Origin of the sequence: Rhodococcus sp. 1163 (genome assembly GCF_002091985.1) — a bacterium.
Lineage (GTDB): Bacteria > Actinomycetota > Actinomycetes > Mycobacteriales > Mycobacteriaceae > Rhodococcoides.
In genome coordinates this window covers 130,876-145,658 of record NZ_MKKX01000018.1, presented here as the reverse complement: position 1 = coordinate 145,658, position 14,783 = coordinate 130,876, and the positions used below count along the sequence as shown (strand labels likewise).

Genomic DNA, 14,783 nt, shown 5'->3' with positions numbered 1-14,783 from the left:
GCTACTTCTTACCCCGAAGCCGCTTCTCCAGCGGGGTCGGGAAGCTGGGGACAACCGCGGTCCCGGCGAGCAGATCGGTGATCCTTCCCGCCTCGGCGGCAATTGCTTCGACTCCCGGACCTACTTCCTCGAACAGTTCGGTCACCACCTCACCGGCGGGTGTGACGGTCCACCCGCCGACAATGCGGCCATCCGACCAGATCGTCGGACCGATGTTGCCGTACGAGTCGAACAGTGGAGCTTTGTGTTCGCCGAGGTACCAGTTGCGGTGCTTCCACCCCATCGGTGTGGGATCGAGCGCGGGGAGCAGCATCACCCCGGTCCCGCCCTTCTGCATGACCGTGTCGGCCAGCATGATCCCGTCGCCGGCATCGAGTTCGACTTCGACGGTGTCGAGGCCGGCAACTGCGGCTCGTGTCTGAGTTTTGTTCCAGCCGGTCCACCATTGAACATCGTCGAGCGTTGCTGGGCCGAACACGTCGAGCCAGCGTCGCGCAAGCTCGCGGCGGCTCTCGGCCTCGTCGAGGTGGGGAATCCCGCCGGGCCACCAGTGATCGATCGGTGCCCACCCGTGCTTGCGTGATGTCCACGCACCGCGGGGTTCGACGCGCACCATGCGTCCTTCGGCGGCCATCATCGACAACACCTGCGAAGTCACATAACGCCTGACGTCGTACGCCTTGTCGGTGGTGGGAAGTAGAGCGGTTCTCAGTAGCGGCGCCGCAGCCGACAACTCCGCACCCGTCGCCGAGCCTGCGGCCCTCAACGCACCCTCAGCCTGCTTCTCGACGGCATCGAGCCAACCCGGCACATCCTCGATGACGGGCTCGGTCGGAAGCGTCGACACCTCTTTGATCAGTCTCGCGCGCATCGTTCGGGCCACCCCGACGCTTGCTGCCGCATGGATGATCGGGACGTCGTCGTGCGCGACTACGAACAGGGTGCGACGCATCGCCATGAGCCGCACCAGGTTTCGTCGGTCGTACATGGCGGTGCGGACATCTTCGATGGACAGCGATCGGGCGCGTGCGAGCACCGACAAGTAGACGGTGGCCGGGTCGGTGGCGTGCAAGGCCAGCAGTGAGGAGACGACGTCCTCGGCGGTCGGGGAGTCCGCGAAGTGGCGCGCGAGGAGGTGGGCTCGGCGCTGGGCGTCGGTGATCTTCACTCGGACAGTGTGCCTCTCCGATCTCGAGGGCATCGGCAACTCCGTCGTGTCATGATGCATGCATGGTTGTCCCGCCGGCCCACTCCGCAGCTACGCGCCAGATCCTGGCGGGTCTCCCGGCTCATCGACGAGAAACTTTTCAGCTGCGGTACGAAATGTGGTGGCCCGATCTGCACGACGCTGTCACCGCGATCTATCCGGAGCCGGACGCCGTAGTGTCGCGCCTGGTGGAAGCTGCAGCGAGAGGCTTCGCGCAGCGCCCTGCGGAGTTGCATCGGCTGGACGAACGCAGGCTTCTCCGGCCCGACTGGTTCCAGCGGCCGGACATGTTCGGCTACGCCTGTTATGTCGAGCGGTACGGAGAGACGTTGGCGGGTCTCGGGCAGCGACTCGATCATCTCACCGACCTGGGAGTGACGTATCTGCACCTGATGCCGCTACTGGCTACGCGGCCGGGCGACAACGACGGTGGCTATGCGGTCACCGACTACCGATCGGTCCGCCCCGACCTGGGAACCAACGAGGACCTGAGCGCACTCGCGAGAACGCTACGTGAGCGCGACATCAGCCTCGTGGTCGATCTCGTCGTCAATCATGTTGCCCGCGAGCATGAATGGGCTGAGAAGGCGCGTTCCGGCGACCAGAAGTTCCGCGACTACTTCTTGATCTACCCGGATCGGAGTACACCGGATTCGTTCGAACGGACGCTGCCCGAGGTGTTTCCCGACTTCGCGCCGGGCAGCTTCACCTTCGACGACCGCATGGGGGAGTGGGTGTGGACCACTTTCAACGAGTGGCAATGGGACCTGAACTGGGCCAATCCGAATGTGCTGCTCGAGTTTGCAGACATCGTCATGCACCTTGCGAACCTCGGCGTGGAGGTTCTTCGGTTGGACGCGATCGCGTTCCTGTGGAAGCGGCTCGGAACCAATTGTCAGAACCAGCCCGAGGTCCACGCCATCACCCAGGCCCTGCGGGCAACCGCACGGCTCGCTGCGCCGGCTGTGCTGTTCAAGGCAGAAGCGATCGTCGGACCCCGAGATCTGATGCCCTACCTGGGTCTGGGCCCGCACACCGGTCGGGTCTCCGACATCGCGTACCACAACAGTCTGATGGTGCAGGTGTGGTCGATGCTGGCGACCGGCAGTACCGCGCTCGCTCGGCACGCCCTCGCGTCGCTGCCTCCGACTCCGCCGAGCGGCACCTGGGTGACGTACGTCCGATCCCACGACGACATCGGCTGGGCCATCGACGACGGTGATGCCACCGCGCTGGGGTTGACGGGCGCAGGGCACCGGCACTTTCTCGCCGAGTGGTACAGCGGTGAATTCGATGGTTCCTGGGCCGAAGGGCTCGTATTTCAACACAACGAAAAGACCGACGACCGCCGAATCAGCGGAACCTCAGCAGCATTGACCGGACTCGGCCCGTCGAGGCTGGATCCGGACGGAGCCTTCGCCCGCATCTTTCTCTCGTACGCCGTCATCTCGGTGTGGGGTGGCATCCCCGTCGTGTGGAGCGGAGACGAACTGGGATCCGCCGGTGACGCGGAGTGGGCCTCCGAACCCGGGCACGGCGACGACAATCGCTGGATCCACCGTCCCCGCATCACCGACGAAGATCGCGCACGACGCCTGATAGCAGGCACCGACGAACAACGGGTGTTCGACGGGATCGCACGGATCGCCCGGGTGCGCGCAGGCCTCCCGATGTTGCATGCCGAGGCGCCGGTGGACCTGCCGACCGACTTCGACGACGGCCTCTTGGTGGTCCGTCGACGCCACCCCAGTGGCACCGTCCTCGCACTCTTCAACATGACCTCCGAGTATCGACCGTTTCCGTATTCGCATGTGCTCGATCTCGGCGTCGAACACCCTCGGGAAGTCCTCGCACAACACGATCTGATGGCCGATGAGTTCGGTTCGGTATGGATGCCGCCCTACGCCGCATGGTGGATCATTTGACCGCGCGTATCACCGGAACCGCCGCCCTTCGGCCAGTGGAGACATTCTTTTCATTACGCTGTCACCCATGAAACGACCTGCGATCGACTTGGACTACATCGTCCTCGACTGCCCCGACACCGCAGCACTGGCCGGGTTCTACGGCAAGATGCTCGGGTGGAACATCGTCCGATCCGAGAAGGATTGGACAATTCTCCAAGGCCCGGGCAATCTTCGATTGGCGTTTCAGCAGGCCGAGGACTTCGTTCCGCTGGAATGGCCGTCGGAGGGGATCAAGAGTCACTTGGATCTGGTCGTCGACGACATGGCGGCCTCCGAGGAGTACGTAGTGGGGCTCGGCGCCACGAAAGTGACCGGGCCACTCGATCAGCCGAGTTTCACCGTGTTCCGCGATCCCGTCGGTCATCTCTTCTGTCTGTGCCTGCGCTGACCTGAAAGTCACGCTGCTCTCGACACCGCGGCCATTGTTGCCTGTACCTGCAGCCACTGCGCCAAGATTTGGCAACCGGTCAAGCCGCTCGCATCGAGAGGCTCACTCGCATAGGCGATGTGGCGATCACCGGACGGATTGGATATGCGCCACCTTCGCCATACCAATGTCCTGGGCAGATATCCGCTCAGTTCGGTGGCGGCTACACGCAGGCGTCGTACATCTCTTCGCCACTGCTTGGGCGACAGGCGGGTCTTGGCTGCATTTTGAAAACCATTGCTGCGCAGCAGTATCCACAGCTGCTGTAGCCACACTTTCGGAGTGCGAAACGACATCCACCGGGTGAGGTCCGCGATGTCACGAATGTAGCTGTCGTCGCTTGCATTGCAGATCATGTCCGCGGGTTGCCCGATCCAGATCACCGCGACCGAGTCCGGAAGCTTCGGTCCGTCCCCGGCAACCCCACGTCCCGAGCAGGCGGGCACGGCGCCCGCAGGTTGTTGGGGATCGGAGATCAACCCGGCGGCGGCGACGGTGGGAAGGTGCACCTCCCCGCGTGCGAGAAGCCCCAACACCTCACGAATGACCGAACAGCCCTGGGAATAGCCGATGAGTGCAATCGGTCCCGTGGTTACCTCGATCGCCGAGATCAGACTTCGGACACCGAGCTCGGTGCTGTGCGAGAAGCTGAGGCCACCGACTGCCACCGGACCGTACGACGCGGGGTAGCCGACCCACCTTCCGTCGAATCTTTCATCCAATTCGCCGGTGACGCTGCTCAGCAGCCCGGAGACCTCGGTGCGGTCGTCGTCCGGGTGAGATTCCCCGGTGCCACCGACCGCGAGCACCGTCATCTGAGTCATGTTCACCAGCATGCGCGAGGAGTCTGAGGCCAGCACCCGCACAATGCTGAGAAGAGTCTGTCAAACAGGTCTGCCGAGGCGAGCGGCCATCTCGTCGACCGCGTCGTGCACGAGCCCTGCATAGACATCCGGGTCGTCCACCGCCGAGGCACTCGATGTGGCGCTGATGGTCACCACGTCGCCGATGCCGTGAATACCGTGGGCGAGGCTCATGACCGGTGACAGTGCCGGAAAGCCTGCGGTGAATCGGACGCGTCCGCCGCCCAAGGTCAGATCGGCGGCCCCTCGATTCACACTCGACACGACGGTATTGCCGGTGACCGTATCGGGTATCACGGCGGGGTCGAACTGACGGATTCCCCATCGGAGTAGTACTGCGGGCACCATCTCGGACGCGAGAGCCTGTGCGGCCATGGCCGGATGATCGGCACGCGCGCGACGCTCGCGGAGCGCTGCCGAAATGTGCTTCGCTCGCTCGAGCGGGTCGACGATGCCCGGATAAAGATCGATACCTGCATTACGAAAGTGGTTGCGGGCCCGCCGCGGCCCGCTCTTTCCCAAGGTGACCTCTGCGCCGAGCAGCTCCGGAACAGGGTCGCCGCAGCGTCTCAGATAATTCGTCAGCGCTATGGACACCGCCGTGATGGCGCCGACTGTGACGGTAACCCCGGGACCGCTCAGCTCGGCACGGTCCCGGACGACGGTTCGGATGCTTCTCTCGCCCGCTGGCGCAACGTTGACGCGGATCTTCTCCCTGCCGGGTGACTGTGGGGGTATCAACCCCGCAGCAGTGTCGGCTGCGAGTGTCCTTTCGAGTGCTTGGGCGCGGCGCGATTGTTTGACGAATTCGATGGGACGGAAGCGTCCGCGAGGGTTGTGCAGCGGGGTGGACGAATCACGCTCGCCGAAGAGCTGTCGTGCGAGCGCGGAGGCGACACGGCCGTCGGCGAGGGCGTGTGAAACCTGCAGCACTGCAACGAGTGCGGGCCCGGTACATCGTGGAGCACCTGAGACGGAGCCGAAAAGATGTAGAAGCCAAGGAGTTTCGAGCGGATCGACTGGGCTGGCGAACAGGTCGGCGACGGATCTCAGGCATCCTGTCCATGTTCCCTCGGGCAGAGTATGCGAGATGACCTGGTGCGGTCCGACGGTCATCGGCACGGTCCGTGGATAGCCGAAGGCGTCGGCGAAGCGGATGCCGAGTTCAGGGACGCTGCGGGCATTGGACACGAGTTGATCCACTACGTCGACGGCAGGGGTGATCGTTTCGAAGCAGTAGAGCAGAAATTGGTCGTTCGGAATTTTCGAAGACATCCAATAGGCCTGAGCGTCGGTCGGGTGCAAACGTCCGGACATCTCGACAGAATAGTCGAAATCTCAGCGAGCAACTGGAACGCGTTCTAATGTAACTCGAATGGAACGGTTGAGCGGACTGGACGCGAGCTTTCTGTATCTTGAAACTCCTGAGCAGCCACTGAATGTGTGCGGTCTCATCGAACTCGAAGCGGTGGGTGATGACGTCGACTACGACGCCGATGCCCTCAAGGTCGAGCTGTTGCGGCGACTGGAGGGCATACCGACACTCCGCAAGAAGCTCCACGACAGCGTCTTCAATCTCGACCACCCTGTTTGGGTCGAAGACGAGAACTTCGACATCGACAAGCATTTCTATCGCATGACCCTCCCCGCGCCCGCCGGCAAAGACGAAGTCGCAGCGGCATGTGCGCATTTCTCCGTGCAACCCCTGGACCGTTCGCGGCCGCTGTGGGAGATGTGGGTGCTCGAAGGAGCGAAGAACGGTAAGACTCCCATTTTCCTGAAGATGCATCACTCGACCGTCGACGGCATCTCCGCAGCGAACATTATTTCGCTACTGTGCAGCATCGATCGGGACGCGGAACCACTTCCACCATCACCGGGAGTCGGATCGGTCAACAATTTCGATCTGGCAGTGGGAAGTGCAGTTTCCTTCGCGAGCAGGCCCTTGCAAGCACTCAGTATTCTTCCCGCCACGGTACGAACCCTCACCGGGTGGATCGGGCGAGCTAGAAGCGGGCGTGCCATGCCGCCGCCGTTCGTGGCGCCGCGAACGCAGTTCAACGGCACACTGAGTCGGCACCGCAGCGTTGCCTTCGAGCAACTGAAGCTCTCCGACGTCAAGGAAATCAAGAACGCATTCGACGCCAAGGTGAACGACGTCGTGCTGGCAATGTGTGCGGGTGCGATTCGTATCTACCTCGAAAAATCCGATGGTCTGCCGGAAGAGTCGCTCATCGCCGTCGTCCCGGTGTCGGTACACGAGAAGAGCAGCAGACCGGGGACCAACCAGGTATCGGCAATGTTCGCATCGCTGGCCACCGACATCGACGACCCGGTCGAACGATTGCTCGCTATCTCTGCGAGCCATGAGGTCGGCAAGGAGCACAACAGGGAAATCGGTGCGACTCTGTTGCAGGACTGGGCCCAATTTGCCTCTCCAGCAACATTTGCCGCCGCCATGCGCGCCTACGCGGCTCTCGATCTCGCCCAGCATCACCCCGTTGTGCACAACTTGGTGATGTCGAATGTCCCCGGTCCACCGATGCCGTTGTATTTCCTCGGGGCCAAGGTGACCGGAATGTTTCCTCTAGGACCGATATTGCACGGTGCTGGTCTCAATATCACCGTCATGTCCGGTGACGGGCGCCTCGACATCGGTCTGATCGCGGACCGCGAACAAACACCGGATTTGGATCGGCTCGCCGACGCGATGGGCGAGTCGCTCGCAGAGCTTCTCGATGCAGCACAAACACGAACAAAGGAGAGCTGATGCGGGTGCTCGTCACCGGCGGTACCGGTTTCGTCGGGGCATGGACCGCGAAGGCAGCCGTCGACGCCGGACACGAAGTTCGTTTCCTGGTCAGAAATCCCGACAGATTGCAGACGAGCGCAGCCCAGATAGGTCTGGACGTCAGTGACTTCCGCCTCGGGGACATCACCGACGCCGACTCGATCTCGCGGGCTATGGATGGCTGCGACAGTGTCGTTCATGCCGCAGCCGTCGTCGCCACCGATCCATCTCGCGCCGAAGAGATGATCGCGACGAACATGCTGGGTGCCGAGAACGTGCTCGGAACTGCCGCCGCTCTCGGCTTGGACCCGATCGTGCACGTCTCGAGCTTCACGGCCCTGTTTCGTCCGGGGTTGGAAATGCTTCGCGCCGATCTTCCGGTCGTCGGTGGAACCGATGCATACGGACGCACCAAGTCCCAGGTCGACCTCTATGCACGCGGAATGCAAGACGGCGGTGCGCCGGTCGTCATCACTTACCCCGGCATGGTGCTCGGACCTCCCGCAGGTGACCAGTTCGGTGAAGCCGCAGACGGCGTCGAATCAGCCCTGAAAATGCGAATGCTGCCGGGACGCAGTGCAGCCTGGACTGTCGTCGACGTCCGTGATCTCGCGGCGGTGCATGCGGCTTTGCTCGAACCCGGGCGTGGGCCGCGCCGCTACATGGTGGGTGGGAAGCGGATACCGATCGGGTCGATTGCCGAGATGCTGCGGAAGATCACGGGTACTACAGTCCTCCCGGTCCCCGTTCCCGACGTTGCGTTGCGATTGCTGGGACGAGCATCCGACATCGTCGATTCGGTGTCACCGATCGAGACCCCCGTATCTCGTTCACCGATTTCCGAGGCCGCGATGCAGTACTACACGCAGATGCCGCCCTCCGACGATTCACCGAGCGAGAAAGATCTGGGAGTGCACTACCGCGGGTCTCTCGATACGCTCGATGCCACGGTCGCAGGCCTGCGCAGCGTCGGCCGGTTGTGACTGAGCCTCGCCTGACTTCGACTCCACCCCAGGGGTATTCGTAACAGGACTCGTGGAGAAAAAATGCGGCGCCGCAAGAGCGGCGCCGCATTTTTTCGGTTCACGATCCGATCGGGGGAAAGAGCGTCAGCCGACGTTCACCAAGCCCACGGTCGGGAAGTAGAAGCAGTTGTTGACGCCATCGGCAGTCTTGTGTTCTACATTGCCGAACACGGCTGCGAGAACGGTGCCCGAGCCGGTTTCCACCGGTGCGAGGCGCGCCCCGGCGGCCGGCAACTTGGCGATAGCAGTGGTCAACGCTCCACGTACCAACTCGGTAGTGATGGGGTCGAGCTTGGCATTGTCGAGTATCGAATCGACGAATGTCGTAGTGGCTCCGCCCATGTCGGCGAATCCGCCCTTCAAGGTGTTGACGTTGAACCACGCCACCTGCATGCCCGCCTTGTTCGCCGAGTCATCGACGATGCCTGCCGGGAGGAAGGCGAACATCGTCTCGCCCTTCTCCACAGCGTTGAGTGGGGGAAGTAGTGGTGCCTTCGCATTCGGCCAAGGCCCTCCCGCTGCTCCCGCTACTGCGGGAGAGATGCCGAAGGGTACGCCCGGAACCGAAGCGCAATTGATGGCCGCTGTCGGGTAGAAGAACGGCGTGATACCGAGTTCGGTAAGGATCTTGTTGGCAGCGTCGAGAGCCGCAAGGGGGTTGGCGTCGACGTCGTCGGCCACCGCAGTGCGGGCTCCCGAGATCGCGGTCGCTGCGGCCAGCGCAGGATCGGCAGCCGAGGCGCCCTGCTGCTGGAGCGCCGTCACTGCCTGCGACAATGGATCCATTGGTGCCTGGTCTGCCGTCGCGGTGGCGGGCAGCGCAAGCAAAGCTGCGCAGGAGAGTGCGACTGTTCCAGCTATTCGACCGAACCGAGACGACATGTGTTGCTCCTGTGACTGATGAAACCAATGTTACGAATGTGGTGATCCGACCACACTCGCACATAAATTCTCAAGCCCAGAGGTCCTCGGTTATTCAATCGATACCCGCCGCAGACCGAAGATTTCCGCGAATCAGCTAACCGACATTGATTCCGTAGTCGCGAACAATGCCGGTCAAACCGGATGCATAACCCTGTCCGATTGCCCGGAATTTCCATTCCTGACCTCTTCGGTACAACTCCCCGAACACCATGGCGGTTTCGGTCGACGCGTCCTCGCTGAGATCGAAGCGAGCCAGCTCACGATTGTCGGCGCGATCGACAACCCTGATGAATGCATTGACGACTTGGCCGAAATTCTGGCCCAGAGAATCGGCGTCGTGGATCGAGACCGGGAACACGATCGATTCGACTTTCGGCGAGAGTGCCACGAGGTCGATGTTGATGCTCTCGTCGTCGCCCTCACCCTCGCCGGTTCGGTTGTCGCCGGTGTGCTCGATGGCACCGTCCGGTGAACGGAGATTGTTGTAGAACACGAAGAACAGATCGTCGACCGACTTCTTGTTCGAGTCCAGACCGATTGCGCTTGCGTCCAGGTCGAAGTCGCCGCCCGTGGTGTCGCGGACATCCCACCCCAGACCGACCGATACTGCCGTGAGGTTGGGGGCCTCCTTGGTCAGCGACACATTTCCGCCCTTGGAAAGCGTTACGCCCATGAAAATCTCTCCTTCGATGGTCCTGAACCGATGACTCCACAGTAGGTTGTGCCCGCGTGGGCCGGTGAAGGTACGTGCTCGCGCGTCCGTGCAGAGAGAGACAAATGGGACTGTGGAGTCTGAAGTGACTAGCGGTACTGGAGTGAGTGTGGTGCAATACGAAAACCGAAAAATGTAGCAGCGCGCACATTGATCAGCCGTGCGACACGCCGAATCGACCTATCTATGTGGGGGGCTTGAAGTGCACGTTTCACGACGCGAGCTGTTCAAATACGCGGCGGTGGGGTCGGCTACTGCCGTCGGATTGGCGACGTTGGGCGCCCGTACTGCCGCGCACGCCGACGGGTTGGGCACGCTTGTCGACTACTCGGGCGGGGTCCCCTCGCCGGAGGCGATCAAAGCGGCAGGTCACCAAGGGGCCGTTCGCTATGTTTCCGATCGCAGACCCGGTGCCGAATGGATGCTCGGCAAGCCGATGAAGCGCGACGAGGCCGATGCGCTGACCGACGCAGGGTTGGAAGTGGTGTCCAACTATCAGTTCGGCAAGGGCGCAACGTCCGATTGGAGAGGCGGATACGCGGCCGGGGTCAAGCATGCGAACCGGGGTCTGGAACTGCATCGAGCCGCCGGTGGACCCCAGAACCGGCCTATCTACGCTTCGATCGACGACAATCCCACCGCAGTCGAGTTCGCCACGATGATCGCGCCGTACATCCTCGGTTGGCAATCTGTCGTCGGAGCCGAGAACACCGGGATCTACGCCAATTCACCGACCATCGAATTGGCGTCCATTGCTGGGCTCGGACAATGGTATTGGCAGCACAATTGGGGCACTCCGAAAGGCTTCCGACATCCTGCCGCGCATCTACATCAAGTGCAGATCGACAAAGGAAAGGTCGACGGCATCGCCGTCGACATCAATGTAATTCTCAAGCCCGATTACGGCCAATGGTCCCTAGCCTGATTCGCAAAAGAAAGACGATATGAATCTCATCGATGTAATTTATACGATCGCCGGATACATCTATCAGTTCCTGTCGGATTCCTTCGCTTCTTGATGCGAGTCTCGTCCATGAGATTCGCGTATCAGTAGCAGGAATGCAATGGCCGCGAGCGCGGCGACTGCGCAGGAGAAGACTACACCAGCGGTGACGAGGCCCCAGGCATTCGCGGCTGCTCCTGCTCCGATCACGGGCACCGAGATGGCGATGTACAGAACGACGAAGAATGTCGACGTCACTTCGGCGCGTCGATCCACCGGTAGCTCTGCGGTCACCGTCGCCATTCCCTTGCTGAACGTCACTCCCTGTCCGACTCCGCTCACCACAGCGCTCAGAATCAGCAGGGGCAGCGACGCCGTCAGCAGTGAGATCGCGAGTACAGCGACGCCGGCGAACAGTACGACGCACCCTGCCCGCAGCGCGAACGACGTATCCAGGGCGCGGAGCCCGATCTGAGCGGCCGCGGACGAGGCGAACAGCAGGAAGACGACAGCGCCGGTCACAGCGTGGTCGTCGATGCCGAGGACGCTGGACATGAAGCCCGGCGAGACGCCGGTGAACAGGCCCAGCACAGCGAATCCGGCGAAGCCGGCAATCGATGCTCGGAGAAACGTGCCGCGGATAGGCGCCGGAATCGACAGTCTCTGCAGGTGTGGTCTGGCTCCGCGGGCAACTTTCACCGTCTCGGGGGAGAGGTACACCGCGACCGCCGCGAGGATCAGCAAACCGATATCGACGATGAACGTCAGCTGCATCGGGTGCGGCAGATACTGAACCAGTACACCGGCAAGTAGTGGCCCGAGACCGAGTCCGCCGATGTTCGCCGCCGTCGCGATCGCCGGTGCGTGTGCGCGCCACTTGTCCGGCACCAATTCCACCAATGTCACGGTGGCAGTTCCGACGAATATGCCCGCCGATAGTCCAGAGAGCACCCGTCCGATCAACAGAGCGGTGAGCGAGCCGGCGAAAATGAACACCAGCGCACTGACGATTCCGAATGCGATTCCGGCAAGCAGCATCGGGCGACGACCCAGTGAGTCCGACCAACGACCGAACGCCAGGAGTGCAGTGAGCACTCCCAGCGCATAGGCAGCAAAAATTATAGTTACGACGAAAACGGAGAATCCGAACTCGACCTGGTACAGCGAGTAGACCGGCGTCGGCATCGTGGTGCCGATCATCGCTACCGCGAATGCATAGGTAATCGCAACGAATGCGAGAGGTCTGCTCACGAGCAGACCCTACTCACATGATGATCAGGCTACGTAGAAGGTACCGATCGTGGGAAGGAATCCGCAGGTCCGCGCCGGTGCAGCGGGATCTTCGACGGACTTCGTCGTGATGGAACCGGATGCGACTGCGAGGACGCGTCCCGGTCCGGTATCAGCAATACCGGAGATCGTGGCAGGGCCGCCCGGGTTGATGGCCGACGCTCCGGTCAACTCCTGGGTCCCGGTGCGACGGTTGTCGAGATTGAGCCACGTCACGGTGAACGGTGACTCCTGCTGAGCTGCAAGAGGTGCTGTGCCGAGGGCGGTGAAAACGAAGCCGGCGTGACCTGCAGCAGGTCCGGGAGGCGGAAGCGTTGCGGGGCCGGGTACGGCCAGCGCGGTGCCGATGGAATCTGCCTTGTCCGAGATGCAGCCCTTACCGATGGTCGGGTAGAGGAACTGCGCGATGACCGGCCCGTCGGACGGAGGCAGTTCGGGTCCGCCGCCACCGGATCCGTCGAGGAACGTGATGACCCGTGTAAGAGTGGCTTTCACCGTCTCAGGAATGGCGGGATTGTCCAGCAGCTGACGTGCCTGGGCGAGGAGATCGCCTTGCGGGCCCGCTGCGACGTCGGTCGGACCTGCGGCGGCACCCATGATGGCGGGGGCGAAAGATGCAAGTGCTTCGATCTGCGCGTAGTCCGGTAGTGGCTGGTCCGGAGCGGGGAGGAACATAGGAGGCAGCTCGGCTGCAGGCGGTGCTGGCTCTGCAGAAGCAAAGGTCGGCAGCGCGAGCGCAGCGGCGCATGCCACCGCCGCAACAGTGACGACTTTGCGTGTTACCCCGGTACGAAGCACTTGATTTTCCCCATCCTGATCGTAAAACGGGCCATGAAGCGGTTGTTGGCTCGAGGGGTCACTCTATGTATCCGACCCTTGCTTGTACAGCCGGTACTCTCGGGCGTTGTCCGACTTTGTACGGGCGCGACTCGGCATTGACCGTCCACGGACATTAGCGTGTTACAGAAGTGAATAGTGTGATTGGTGATGCAAATGTTATTTGTGAACATCCATGATGATCGTCCACAAATTCTGTGAACCGCGTGCGCGAAGCCTGATCGGGTTCCCTATAAGAAGCCCGATCGGGCTCCCTATAAGCTCGGCTGTCGATCTCGAACCGAGACGACCGAACAGCACCGAGCGGGAGCGAGAGACAACAGGTGAACCGACTGGTTCGATACGCCCCCTTCCTGCTTGCGCTGTCGGTCCTGGCCCGTCTCGCCTGGGCCTTCGCCACGCCCAATGGGATGAACCTCGTCGACCTGCACGTCTACGTGGACGGTTCGGCAGCATTGCTGAAAGACGATCTCTACAACTTCACCTACTCGGTGAAGACTCCCGACTTTCCGCTTCCGTTCACCTATCCGCCGTTCGCAGCGTTGGTCTTCTTTCCACTGCACTATCTGCCGTTCACCGTCGTCGGAATCGCCTGGCAGTTGGCGACGATGGCAGCGATGTTCCTGCTCATCAAGCTCAGCCTCGGACTGATGCTCGGTGACGACGTGGCAGGCACTTCACGCTGGACCCGCATTGCCATGGCATGGACAGCGCTGGCCCTGTGGACCGAACCCGTGCGCACCACTCTCGACTACGGACAGGTCAACGTCTTCCTCGCCCTGGGCGCGGTCGTGGCGATCCGCAGTACGCGTTGGTGGGTGGCAGGTGGACTCATCGGTTTCGTCGCAGGAATCAAGCTCACGCCGGCGATAACCGGGCTCTACTTCCTGGCCACGAAGCGTTGGAAGGCAGCGATCTTCTCGGCCGTCGCCTTCGCTGCCACCGTCGCGCTCAGTTATCTGGTTCTCGGCCATCAAGCAGGGACCTACTTCACCACTCTGCTCGGTGACGCCGATCGAATCGGGCCGGTCGGCTCGGTGTGGAACCAGTCGCTGCGCGGAGCAATGAGCAGGATCGCCGGACACGACATCGAATCCGGGCCGTTGTGGATGGGCGGCGTCCTCGTAGTCTCCGCTCTCGCAGTTGCTGCATGGCGCTCGCTACGGCGCGACGATCGACTCGGCATCCTCCTCGTCGTTCAACTGTTGGGACTGCTCATCTCACCCATCTCGTGGTCACACCACTGGGTATGGGTGATGCCGCTGCTCGTGTGGCTCGTACACGGGCCGGACCGCGATGCATTGTTCACCCGGATCGTGGCCGGATACTGGCTGGTCACCAGCGTCATCGGCATCCCTTGGATCCTCAGCTTCTTCCAGGAATCGATCTGGCTCGTATCCCGCCCAGGGATACTCGCCTGGCTCGGAACCGTCGACGTACTCGGAGCACTCCTCGTGTACATCCTGGCTATCTATCTGAGACGACGACGGGTCAATCTCGAATCAGCAGATTCTCGATCTCGCGAGCCAGATCCACGTCCTTCGAGGTGAGCCCGCCCTCGGAGTGCGTGGACAGCGTGAAGGTCAACTTTCGCCATCGGATATCGATGTCAGGATGGTGCCCCGCAGCCTCGGCAGCAGTCGCCACCCGTGACACGAACTGGATCGCCGCCGGAAACGTCGGCAATTCGACCGTTCGGGTGATCGAGGATCCATCGAGACTCCACTCCGGCAGACTGCTCATTGCGTCGTCGATCTCGGCGTTGGACAGTAGTTCACTCATGGAAACGATCCTGAC

General features: G+C 62.1%; 14 protein-coding genes. 6 read left to right on the top strand and 8 right to left on the bottom strand.

Annotated features, from left to right (window positions below):
• Nucleotide 1: 1 nt before the first annotated feature.
• Nucleotides 2–1,168, bottom strand: coding sequence for a winged helix DNA-binding domain-containing protein (locus BJD99_RS06835; protein ID WP_084346059.1), 1,167 nt, complete (start codon nt 1,166–1,168; stop codon nt 2–4).
• A gap of 62 nt (nt 1,169–1,230) precedes the next feature.
• Here BJD99_RS06835 and BJD99_RS06830 point away from each other — a divergent pair, with 62 nt between their 5' ends.
• Nucleotides 1,231–3,132: an alpha-amylase family protein gene (locus BJD99_RS06830; protein ID WP_084346058.1), complete on the top strand. Its 1,902-nt coding sequence runs from the start codon at nt 1,231–1,233 to the stop codon at nt 3,130–3,132.
• A 67-nt stretch (nt 3,133–3,199) separates the two neighbouring features.
• Complete coding sequence (locus BJD99_RS06825; RefSeq protein WP_084346057.1) at nt 3,200–3,562, top strand: VOC family protein; 363 nt, start codon at nt 3,200–3,202, stop codon at nt 3,560–3,562.
• An 8-nt stretch (nt 3,563–3,570) separates the two neighbouring features.
• Here BJD99_RS06825 and BJD99_RS06820 read toward each other — a convergent pair whose 3' ends face one another.
• Together BJD99_RS06820 and BJD99_RS06815 are read right to left on the bottom strand one after the other, a co-directional pair.
• A complete protein-coding gene (locus BJD99_RS06820; protein ID WP_179142252.1) occupies nt 3,571–4,437 on the bottom strand; it encodes a PE-PPE domain-containing protein in 867 nt (288 codons plus the stop codon).
• A 48-nt stretch (nt 4,438–4,485) separates the two neighbouring features.
• Complete coding sequence (locus BJD99_RS06815; RefSeq protein ID WP_084346056.1) at nt 4,486–5,781, bottom strand: WS/DGAT domain-containing protein; 1,296 nt, start codon at nt 5,779–5,781, stop codon at nt 4,486–4,488.
• Between the two features lie 58 nt (nt 5,782–5,839).
• On the opposite strand from BJD99_RS06815, the gene BJD99_RS06810 reads away from it, so the two are divergent.
• Nucleotides 5,840–7,234, top strand: coding sequence for a wax ester/triacylglycerol synthase family O-acyltransferase (locus BJD99_RS06810; RefSeq protein WP_084346055.1), 1,395 nt, complete (start codon nt 5,840–5,842; stop codon nt 7,232–7,234).
• Nucleotides 7,234–8,238, top strand: a complete 1,005-nt coding sequence (locus BJD99_RS06805; RefSeq protein ID WP_084346054.1) for an NAD-dependent epimerase/dehydratase family protein — start codon at nt 7,234–7,236, stop codon at nt 8,236–8,238. Before BJD99_RS06810 ends, BJD99_RS06805 begins: the two co-directional genes overlap by 1 nt.
• Nucleotides 8,239–8,364: 126 nt before the next feature.
• On the opposite strand, the gene BJD99_RS06800 is transcribed toward BJD99_RS06805, so the two are convergent.
• Both BJD99_RS06800 and BJD99_RS06795 read right to left on the bottom strand, forming a co-directional pair.
• Nucleotides 8,365–9,162 carry a hypothetical protein gene (locus tag BJD99_RS06800; protein ID WP_084346053.1) on the bottom strand — a complete coding sequence of 266 codons (798 nt, stop codon included), beginning with the start codon at nt 9,160–9,162 and terminating at the stop codon, nt 8,365–8,367.
• A gap of 136 nt (nt 9,163–9,298) precedes the next feature.
• A complete protein-coding gene (locus BJD99_RS06795) occupies nt 9,299–9,877 on the bottom strand; it encodes a TerD family protein (RefSeq protein ID WP_084346052.1) in 579 nt (192 codons plus the stop codon).
• A gap of 241 nt (nt 9,878–10,118) precedes the next feature.
• Here BJD99_RS06795 and BJD99_RS06790 point away from each other — a divergent pair, with 241 nt between their 5' ends.
• Nucleotides 10,119–10,841, top strand: coding sequence for a DUF1906 domain-containing protein (locus BJD99_RS06790; RefSeq protein ID WP_084346051.1), 723 nt, complete (start codon nt 10,119–10,121; stop codon nt 10,839–10,841).
• Between the two features lie 63 nt (nt 10,842–10,904).
• Here the strand turns inward: BJD99_RS06790 and BJD99_RS06785 are convergent, their stop codons facing one another.
• Entirely contained in the window at nt 10,905–12,110 is a 1,206-nt protein-coding gene (locus BJD99_RS06785; RefSeq protein WP_084346050.1) for an MFS transporter, read from the bottom strand.
• Nucleotides 12,111–12,134: 24 nt separating this feature from the next.
• Nucleotides 12,135–12,947 carry a hypothetical protein gene (locus BJD99_RS06780; RefSeq protein WP_084346049.1) on the bottom strand — a complete coding sequence of 271 codons (813 nt, stop codon included), beginning with the start codon at nt 12,945–12,947 and terminating at the stop codon, nt 12,135–12,137.
• Nucleotides 12,948–13,309: 362 nt separating this feature from the next.
• On the opposite strand from BJD99_RS06780, the gene BJD99_RS06775 reads away from it, so the two are divergent.
• A complete protein-coding gene (locus tag BJD99_RS06775; protein WP_256895531.1) occupies nt 13,310–14,536 on the top strand; it encodes a mannosyltransferase in 1,227 nt (408 codons plus the stop codon).
• Here the strand turns inward: BJD99_RS06775 and BJD99_RS06770 are convergent.
• Complete coding sequence (locus tag BJD99_RS06770; protein ID WP_084346047.1) at nt 14,478–14,768, bottom strand: 4a-hydroxytetrahydrobiopterin dehydratase; 291 nt, start codon at nt 14,766–14,768, stop codon at nt 14,478–14,480. The genes BJD99_RS06775 and BJD99_RS06770 overlap by 59 nt on opposite strands.
• Nucleotides 14,769–14,783: the final 15 nt, after the last annotated feature.

Excerpts from the sequence above, each read along its gene's own strand:
- BJD99_RS06830 (WP_084346058.1), top strand. The coding sequence starts at position 1,231 with ATGGTTGTCCCGCCGGCCCACTCCGCAGCTACGCGCCAGATCCTGGCG.
- BJD99_RS06825 (WP_084346057.1), top strand. The coding sequence starts at position 3,200 with ATGAAACGACCTGCGATCGACTTGGACTACATCGTCCTCGACTGCCCC.
- BJD99_RS06820 (WP_179142252.1), bottom strand. The coding sequence starts at position 4,437 with ATGCTGGTGAACATGACTCAGATGACGGTGCTCGCGGTCGGTGGCACC.
- BJD99_RS06815 (WP_084346056.1), bottom strand. The coding sequence starts at position 5,781 with ATGTCCGGACGTTTGCACCCGACCGACGCTCAGGCCTATTGGATGTCT.
- BJD99_RS06810 (WP_084346055.1), top strand. The coding sequence starts at position 5,840 with ATGGAACGGTTGAGCGGACTGGACGCGAGCTTTCTGTATCTTGAAACT.
- BJD99_RS06805 (WP_084346054.1), top strand. The coding sequence starts at position 7,234 with ATGCGGGTGCTCGTCACCGGCGGTACCGGTTTCGTCGGGGCATGGACC.
- BJD99_RS06800 (WP_084346053.1), bottom strand. The coding sequence starts at position 9,162 with ATGTCGTCTCGGTTCGGTCGAATAGCTGGAACAGTCGCACTCTCCTGC.
- BJD99_RS06795 (WP_084346052.1), bottom strand. The coding sequence starts at position 9,877 with ATGGGCGTAACGCTTTCCAAGGGCGGAAATGTGTCGCTGACCAAGGAG.
- BJD99_RS06770 (WP_084346047.1), bottom strand. The coding sequence starts at position 14,768 with ATGAGTGAACTACTGTCCAACGCCGAGATCGACGACGCAATGAGCAGT.